This window comes from Pseudoalteromonas sp. bablab_jr011, from assembly GCF_016464045.1.
GTDB classification, from domain to species: domain Bacteria; phylum Pseudomonadota; class Gammaproteobacteria; order Enterobacterales; family Alteromonadaceae; genus Pseudoalteromonas; species Pseudoalteromonas lipolytica.
Genome location: NZ_JACDWU010000005.1, coordinates 1 through 7,175, shown reverse-complemented (window position 1 = coordinate 7,175; position 7,175 = coordinate 1). Strand labels below are relative to the sequence as shown.

At 40.4% G+C, this 7,175-nt stretch carries 10 protein-coding genes and 1 pseudogene; 3 read left to right on the top strand and 8 right to left on the bottom strand.

Translation table 11 applies throughout. From position 1 onward, the window contains the following. Together JIG41_RS00080 and JIG41_RS00075 are read right to left on the bottom strand one after the other, a co-directional pair. Positions 1–92: pseudogene (locus tag JIG41_RS00080) on the bottom strand (IS200/IS605 family transposase); the annotation flags it as partial. A gap of 162 nt (positions 93–254) precedes the next feature. Then, on the bottom strand, positions 255–815 hold the full coding sequence (locus JIG41_RS00075) for a short-chain dehydrogenase (protein WP_199524072.1): 561 nt from the start codon (positions 813–815) through the stop codon (positions 255–257). Between the two features lie 111 nt (positions 816–926). Here JIG41_RS00075 and arfB point away from each other — a divergent pair, with 111 nt between their 5' ends. Together arfB and JIG41_RS00065 are read left to right on the top strand one after the other, a co-directional pair. Further along, on the top strand, positions 927–1,340 hold the full coding sequence (arfB, locus tag JIG41_RS00070; protein ID WP_182396652.1) for an alternative ribosome rescue aminoacyl-tRNA hydrolase ArfB: 414 nt from the start codon (positions 927–929) through the stop codon (positions 1,338–1,340). A gap of 133 nt (positions 1,341–1,473) precedes the next feature. After that, positions 1,474–1,797, top strand: coding sequence for a hypothetical protein (locus tag JIG41_RS00065; protein ID WP_182396650.1), 324 nt, complete (start codon positions 1,474–1,476; stop codon positions 1,795–1,797). Between the two features lie 30 nt (positions 1,798–1,827). On the opposite strand, the gene JIG41_RS00060 is transcribed toward JIG41_RS00065, so the two are convergent. From JIG41_RS00060 to JIG41_RS00035, 6 genes are all read right to left on the bottom strand, one after another. Then, positions 1,828–2,862: a DUF2955 domain-containing protein gene (locus JIG41_RS00060; protein WP_182396649.1), complete on the bottom strand. Its 1,035-nt coding sequence runs from the start codon at positions 2,860–2,862 to the stop codon at positions 1,828–1,830. A gap of 13 nt (positions 2,863–2,875) precedes the next feature. Continuing rightward, positions 2,876–3,937 carry an HlyD family secretion protein gene (locus JIG41_RS00055; protein WP_065979205.1) on the bottom strand — a complete coding sequence of 354 codons (1,062 nt, stop codon included), beginning with the start codon at positions 3,935–3,937 and terminating at the stop codon, positions 2,876–2,878. Positions 3,938–3,941: 4 nt separating this feature from the next. After that, a complete protein-coding gene (locus tag JIG41_RS00050) occupies positions 3,942–4,418 on the bottom strand; it encodes a MarR family winged helix-turn-helix transcriptional regulator (RefSeq protein WP_036972607.1) in 477 nt (158 codons plus the stop codon). A gap of 131 nt (positions 4,419–4,549) precedes the next feature. Next, positions 4,550–5,026, bottom strand: coding sequence for a TlpA disulfide reductase family protein (locus JIG41_RS00045; protein WP_199524071.1), 477 nt, complete (start codon positions 5,024–5,026; stop codon positions 4,550–4,552). Further along, positions 5,023–5,910 carry a spermidine synthase gene (locus JIG41_RS00040; RefSeq protein WP_199524070.1) on the bottom strand — a complete coding sequence of 296 codons (888 nt, stop codon included), beginning with the start codon at positions 5,908–5,910 and terminating at the stop codon, positions 5,023–5,025. The genes JIG41_RS00045 and JIG41_RS00040 overlap by 4 nt, the downstream gene beginning before the upstream one ends. After that, positions 5,895–6,521, bottom strand: a complete 627-nt coding sequence (locus JIG41_RS00035; RefSeq protein WP_036972611.1) for a fused MFS/spermidine synthase — start codon at positions 6,519–6,521, stop codon at positions 5,895–5,897. The genes JIG41_RS00040 and JIG41_RS00035 overlap by 16 nt, the downstream gene beginning before the upstream one ends. A gap of 190 nt (positions 6,522–6,711) precedes the next feature. Here JIG41_RS00035 and JIG41_RS00030 point away from each other — a divergent pair, with 190 nt between their 5' ends. Next, on the top strand, positions 6,712–7,032 hold the full coding sequence (locus JIG41_RS00030; protein ID WP_199524069.1) for a GyrI-like domain-containing protein: 321 nt from the start codon (positions 6,712–6,714) through the stop codon (positions 7,030–7,032). Positions 7,033–7,175 lie beyond the last annotated feature (143 nt).

Here is a 7,175-nt window from a genome sequence, read left to right as displayed (position 1 = left end):
TTCTTCAATATTCTGAACCTATACTTTGGTGTCCAGACTATATGATATTGACATCGCCAATACACATGCGATGCTTTCTCGTATCTACTCATGTTTTTTCCTTATATGACTTCGCTAAAAATCAAGTAAGGAATTAACATGGGTATTTTTTCAGGCAAAGCCTAAATGATGATAACCACCTACTGAAGTAGGTGGTTTAGGGCCGAAAATAAAAAAGCGGCTCAATAAGCCGCTTTCTCGCATTGCATTTAACACTATTGCAGCAGCGCAAATAACTGCTTTAATTGCGGCATATATTCTTTAACCAAGTTAACGTTGTTTTCGCTAACATCAACGGGGGCATTACTCGCTTCTTTAACGCCCTCTAAGGCACCGGTCATTGAACGTGTTCCAGAACTTGCAGAAGACGCAGTTAAACTTTGTAAGCCACTCATTGCTTGATTAACTCGCGCTTGGTTTTCTGGTGACAGTGTTGCCTTCACATTTTCAAGATAGGCCATAGAAACTTCAGAACCCACAGTAACAAGCTGCTCTGGCGTAAAGCCATACTGCTGAGTTAAGGCGGCAAATTCAGTGTAAAGCTCATGCTCTTTAATGTGACCCAGTGCGCTCATTACCACAGAAGTATCTACCCCGTCTGTGCTACCCAGCATGTTACCCAGGTCTACACTTTCAAGCTCAGGTTGATTTTTTGACCAGTTCACAACTGCGGGGAGTGCTTTAATATAACTTTGTAGTTGGTTTTCGGTAATATCTTGTGCGAAGCTAGAAAAACTCATCGCGAGTAAACTCATTGAAATAATTAGTGCTTTCATCATGATTTCCTTTCTTTTCCAGTTTATAACAACCGACTTGCTTAGCGAGTTATTATGATCAGCTAATTACAAGTGTTACAATACAGTTTTTAGCACAACTAACTGAACCTAATGTTAATTATTTCTAATACTGTAACAATTGATGAATGGGAGCTCGACTTTAGTGCAATCCGCTCTCAGGGTGCAGGCGGACAAAATGTAAATAAAGTGGCCAGTGCAATTCATCTACGCTTTGATATAAAGCGTTCAAAGCTTCCTGACTTTTACAAACAAAGATTACTCAATTTAAATGACTCTCGGTTAACCAAAGAGGGAGTTATTGTCATTAAATCGCAAAGTCATCGTACACAAGAACTGAATAAAGAAGAAGCACTCAATCGTTTGAAAGAGTTAATTATCAGTGCAACACAGGTTCAAAAAAAGCGTCGTGCAACCAAGCCATCAAGAAATTCACAACGTAAGCGCATGGATAGCAAAACGAAGAGAGGCCAAACAAAAGCATTAAGAAAAAATATAAACCTATAACCTTATCACCACCCAATAGTGTCAATAATAAGCATAACTGTAAAGAAGTGTAACTTGTTAACAAAGTTAATTGATGGTTAATCCTACCAAGACTATAATAATCATACTATCTCACTTTTGAAAGGAGCCGCAAATGGGCCAAAAAAAATGCTTAATCGGCGTTGCTATGATAACGCTGTCAGTTTTGCCTATGACCAGCTTTGCCGTTGATTCTTGGCAAGCCGGAAGCGCTTATCCGCAAGGAAGTGAAACCTGTTATAACGAGATACTCTATAAAGCCAGATGGTGGGCAACCCCAGGAGAAGAACCCGGTAGTTCACAATGGGGGGCATGGGTTGCCGATGTTGCATCAAAAACCTGTGTAGAGAGTATGAGTATGGCTAAGCAAGATGAGTTATTAAAGTCGCTGCCAACCATCTTCGAAACAAATAATAATAAAAAAGGGAGTTCTGATTAACTCCCTTTTTTGTCACCAGGCCCGCATGCACTAATCAAATGTATGGTGGCGTGTCATTTCAAATCGATTGAGTATGTGATGCATAATATAGACAGCACACAAGCTTAAAAGTATTGCAACCGACACCGATGAAAAGCGATATAAAGCGCTATACACCAGATCTTGACCCGGCCCTAATGACTGGCCAAACAAGATGCCAAAGGTCGTAATAATACCAAAACCAACCCCTGGAATGCCGCCAGATAAAATATGATAGCGACTAAATATAAAGGTCAAAATCCATAAAATCAGTGCAGGAAAAATTAATATATCAGTGTGATTGTATAAAAATAACTGCGCCACAAGTGCTAAATTGCAGCCAATTAATGTACCAATAGCACGCTGCCATGCAGCCATTCCCGCCGCTTTCCAGCATAAAGAAAACAAAATCAATACCGACGCCGCCTGTGCAGAAATAGAGTCTTGTAAATCAAATACCTGAAAAACAATAAAAGAAAGAGTCGCGACAGTTGAACATAACAAGACTTCATGCCGAACACTTTCTTTGGCTTTTTCAGGCATTACGCGAGCTTGACGGGGTGAAACATCAGGAAAAATTCCATGCATCAGTACCGAAAAAACAACGGTTACAATAACAGCGACTGCATTGCTGATGATCAACGGATAAATACTGATTCCTGCCCCTGTGTAGGTTGAAAAGTGCAATTGAATCGAGAGGCTGACTACCGTTGTTGCACCAAATAAAAAGTTAGCACCACGACTCATTTGGTAAAACAAAAAAGCAAATGCCAAAAAACTTACCATCGTCATGACCACAGGCAAATGTGCAAGCAAACCTTGAACGACAAGTACAAACAATGCACTGAATACTGCACCCGCATAAAACTGACGAATAATATGCATATTAAGTACAGGTACTAGGCCAAGCAACAACATAGGATACACAGTAAAAAAGATCCCATTTGGCCAATTCATCAACTTTGCAAGCGCAAACCCTAATGCTGAGCCCGTAGCAATACGCAATGCTTGACGCAAACCATTCCCATCGAGTTGCAGTGTTGACATAACTTACTTAACCTTAATATATAAAGTGCAAAACACTGATCAAACGGATTTGCATGCCCGCAAACCAGCTACCGATGCTTGACTCAGGCAATAGTTGCACCGTTGCTCGTGCGCCACTTGGAAACTTAGCCAGCATGTCGTGTTGCTCTAATTGCAGATGAATACGCTGACGCTGTGCATCACGTACCCAGCGATTGCTACTTTCAGTGGCACTTAATAAGCCATTAGCATTAAGTTGACCATCACTCACACCGGCCTCAAAGCTGATAATTTTTGCATTGAAAACTTTGCCGGGTAGGGCATCAAAACTGACTTTTGCACGGCTACCAACCTTCACATGAACGAGTGATTTTTCGCGAAAATCAGCGACAAGATCCGCTTTATTAGCCACAACCGCCATTAATGGCTGGCCTTTATTCGCATAAGTGCCTGGCGTAACTTGCAAGTTCGCCACTTTACCATCGGTCTCTGCTGTAACACTTGTATAAGACAAATTAAGCTTTGCTTGCTCTAGTTGATTCAAGGCGTGACGAAGCGCTAGGTTGTCATCGCCCATTTTACCACGCGCTAATTTAGCTTCGCTCAGTTGCGCTTCAATCGCTGCCACATTCGCTTTACTCGACTGATAATTCGCATTTATCGTTTCGTATTCCTGCTCTGATATAGAGCGCTTTTTAAGGAGTGATTCGCCGCGTTCAAACAACAAGGTTTGCTCATGTAACTTGGCCTCTGCCGCTGCTAATTGTGCTTCAATCGCTTTAACGCTGCTATCTAAGCGTTGGTTTTGCAACTTTGCATCATCGTAAGCAAGTTCGGCTTGCTGTACGGCAAGCTTAAAAGGCTCATCATTAATATGAAATAATGGTTGTTGCTTCACAACCGACTGGTTATTGGTTACGAACACATCCGTTACACGCCCACTGACTTGTGGCGTTACCTGTACAACAGGGTGATACACGCGTGCCTGCGGAGTTACAGGCATGAATAAATCAGCAACCACAAAATAAAGAAATAAAACAATAAAACCCGCTAAGGAGATTTTTACATAACGGGCAAATTTTTGATCCGGTGTCATAAACTTACTTATCTCCTGAATATTGCTTAATGCACTGGCGCGCGTTTATTTCCATTTGCACAAGACCATGCGCCATGGTATCGAGCTGCTCAGTGGTTAAATTTGCATACAAGTGTTGTTTCACATCAGCAATAATAACGCGCAAGGTGTCTAATAATTGTAGACCTTGTTCGGTGAAATAAAGGCGTTTACTGCGTTTATCCTCGGTATCTGACTTGCGTACAATAATCTCTTGCTGCTCAAGCTGCTTAATTGTGCGTGTTAGTGACGGCATTTCAATACCTAAACTACTCGCCAATTGCTGCTGTGTGCAGCCTTGATTCAAGTGAAATAAATGAATCATTACCGTCCAGCGCGATTGCGTTAAACCTAAAGGCTCAACCGCAAATGTAACGGCATCGCGGCATAAACGATGTACACGCCCCATGCTTCCGCACAAGGTTAGATCAAGGGTTTCATGAAAGGGGATAGAAGAGGACATAATGCACTCCATTTACTTAGCATGCTAACTATTTTAATGTAGTTAGCATGCTAAGTAAATATTAATGCATTTTATAAAACAGATAGAACTAATCGAAAAAACCGAAACAACGAAAATAATAACCTGTCAGTTCACAAAGGTGCGATTAACGTTTTAATATGCTGCTCATATTGGTCTAACTTATCAATTACAAAGCCCGTATGTTGGTAGCGGACTATCCCTTCTTTATCAATTAAAAAGCTGCTGGGCATCCCTTTGAGTTGATATTGCCTGCCTATGACAGCATCGGGGTCATAAATGATATTAAAATTAACCGCAAAATCAGTTAAAAACTTCTCAGCATCTGCGCGCTCTACATCAATGTTAACCGCAATAATCGTCAATCCTTGTTCACGATACGTATTTTGCATTTCAATAAGCCAAGGAAACGAGCGACGACAAGGGCTGCACCACGACGCCCAAAAATCTAATAGCACCACTTTTCCTTTATTTTGACTGAGTAACGCTGCGAGTTGTTGCTGGCTAGGTGAAACTGTTGTCGATGCAGGTTGCTCTGCTATTACAGCAGAGCTAACAAAAAGAAATAGAGAGAAAATGAGTTTGATCATTGATAATTTAACAAGTTTGCTGGTGAATATTGATCCGTTAAGACCTTGGTGCCTTTTGGCCAGTCTTGGTTGCCTTTAGTATAAAACAAGTGCTCACTAAGCAACTGCATATCGACATCATAAGGGGCTAATTTTGGCGTTAAACGCTTTACCCGCTCAGCAATTTGTTGCTCTGTGGGCATGGCATGAAAACCCGCTAAAATTATCCGGTTAGAATTTTTATCTGTCACTACATTTACAAAATCACCAAAGACATCAAAATAGGTTGCAGACTCGTGCTGATAAAGCTTACTTGATGAAAAGGTGTTTGCGGCAACAACGCCATTGTTGGTCAGAACACTTTTTACTTCAGCAAAAAACTCTTTTGTAAGTAAGTGCTCAGGAATGTAGTCGCCGTTAAAGGCATCGAGAATAATCCAGTCGTACTTTTGCTTTTTTAATGCCGCACGTTTTATAAAAATGCGTCCATCTTGCACTTTTGATGTCACGCTGTCGGTTTCAACAAAATCAAAATAATCGCGTGCAACTTTAATCACCGCAGGGTCAATTTCTACATTTTCTATATGTGCATTGGGGTAGAGTTCATGAATGGTGTTAGAAAGTGTGCCACCCCCCAATCCAATAATGAGCACATTCTTTGGATTATCAATAAATAATAAACTTGCGAAGGTCATTTTAGTGTAATTAAACACTAACTTTTTAGGGTCACTTTGGTACATACAACTTTGCGTACTTTTACGGGTTTTTTCATTAAATTTTAAACACAGTAAGTCAGCATTTTTCTCAACCAAAATGTTGCGATACAAAGAGCGTTCTTTGTGTATTACCTTGCTTTGTGCAATGAATGGCATGATTAACACTAACCATATTAAGACTCTAAGCATACAGCACGCTCCTTAACCGAAAGCTGACTCACAACAATAGCAAGTAATCCCAAAGCACCGAGTACAGCAGCAAATGTTTTAATAATGTCATTAACATCAAATGCCAGCACCATATAAAACGAAGTGATAATAGTGCCCAGCGCACTGCCTAATGTACTCACAAAATATAACCCGCCAGCCACTTGTCCACTTTTTTCATGATCGGTAACCAATAACCGCACCGAATATGGCGAGATCATGCCTAAAATAATAGTTGGAATGAAAAACAATGCCATTGAGGCAAGCAGAGAACCGTAACGACTGTCTTCGATATGGCTGAAAATAAAAGCCATAATTGGCTCAGCAAACATAACAATTGGTATCACCATAATACTGGCAATAAAAAAGATAGCGCCATATTTGGTTAATGTAGGGTTGCGAGTAGAAAGTTTACCGCCAAGCAAATAACCAATTGATAAGCTCAACATAAACACAGTAATAATACTGCCCCAAATATGCACACTACTACCAAAAAATGGGGCTAAAATTCGCCCACCGAGTAATTCAATCCCCATTATACAAAAGCCACTACTGAATGCTAAAAAGTAGATAAGCGCATTGATTTTATTCATTAAACACCTGCTGATTTCGTTATAGTTTTAATCCATCTTAACCTGATGATGAACTCGATGCTATGACTGTTTTTTGTTCATAAAAGGGGCAATGATAAAAATACCTTTTTAAATAACCTTTATAAAAAAAGAGGCTAATTAGGTCATCGTCTGGTATTTTATCGGGAGCAATTAAAAATGGATTCAAGCGATGGAACAGCACATTACCTCAATAAACGTTAGCGAAATAAAATCACTTTCAGGTTTTAAAGTGCGCACGTGTAACGCGAATGAAATGAGTGGCGAGGGCGCTCAAATAGGGCATTTATGGCAACGTTTTTATAGCGAAATAGCACCAGAACTGACCTCAACAAGCCAGGTTTACGGTGTGTATACACATTACGAATCAGATGTCACCGGCGACTTTGATGTATATGCCTGTACTAATACCCCGATAAACACGGTAGAAACAGAGTCCGTTGATCTAGCTGCAGGGCATTATCTCCGCTTTATACCATTGTGCTTAATTTAGTGATCTATTTTGAGGCAATAAAACCGCGTTGATAACAAGGCAAAAATTTAGTTATTTAGTTGTTCTCGGCAATTGCTCCTGCATTGCTCTACCTCCTGCATCCATGCAGTCGTAAATCAGAAATTTTTAACGCAGGTAGCGAC

Bases quoted from the DNA above. Each gene is read 5' to 3' on its own strand.
- JIG41_RS00075 (WP_199524072.1), bottom strand. From the start codon at position 815: ATGAAAGCACTAATTATTTCAATGAGTTTACTCGCGATGAGTTTTTCT.
- arfB (WP_182396652.1), top strand. From the start codon at position 927: ATGTTAATTATTTCTAATACTGTAACAATTGATGAATGGGAGCTCGAC.
- JIG41_RS00065 (WP_182396650.1), top strand. From the start codon at position 1,474: ATGGGCCAAAAAAAATGCTTAATCGGCGTTGCTATGATAACGCTGTCA.
- JIG41_RS00060 (WP_182396649.1), bottom strand. From the start codon at position 2,862: ATGTCAACACTGCAACTCGATGGGAATGGTTTGCGTCAAGCATTGCGT.
- JIG41_RS00055 (WP_065979205.1), bottom strand. From the start codon at position 3,937: ATGACACCGGATCAAAAATTTGCCCGTTATGTAAAAATCTCCTTAGCG.
- JIG41_RS00050 (WP_036972607.1), bottom strand. From the start codon at position 4,418: ATGTCCTCTTCTATCCCCTTTCATGAAACCCTTGATCTAACCTTGTGC.
- JIG41_RS00045 (WP_199524071.1), bottom strand. From the start codon at position 5,026: ATGATCAAACTCATTTTCTCTCTATTTCTTTTTGTTAGCTCTGCTGTA.
- JIG41_RS00040 (WP_199524070.1), bottom strand. From the start codon at position 5,910: ATGCTTAGAGTCTTAATATGGTTAGTGTTAATCATGCCATTCATTGCA.
- JIG41_RS00035 (WP_036972611.1), bottom strand. From the start codon at position 6,521: ATGAATAAAATCAATGCGCTTATCTACTTTTTAGCATTCAGTAGTGGC.
- JIG41_RS00030 (WP_199524069.1), top strand. From the start codon at position 6,712: ATGGAACAGCACATTACCTCAATAAACGTTAGCGAAATAAAATCACTT.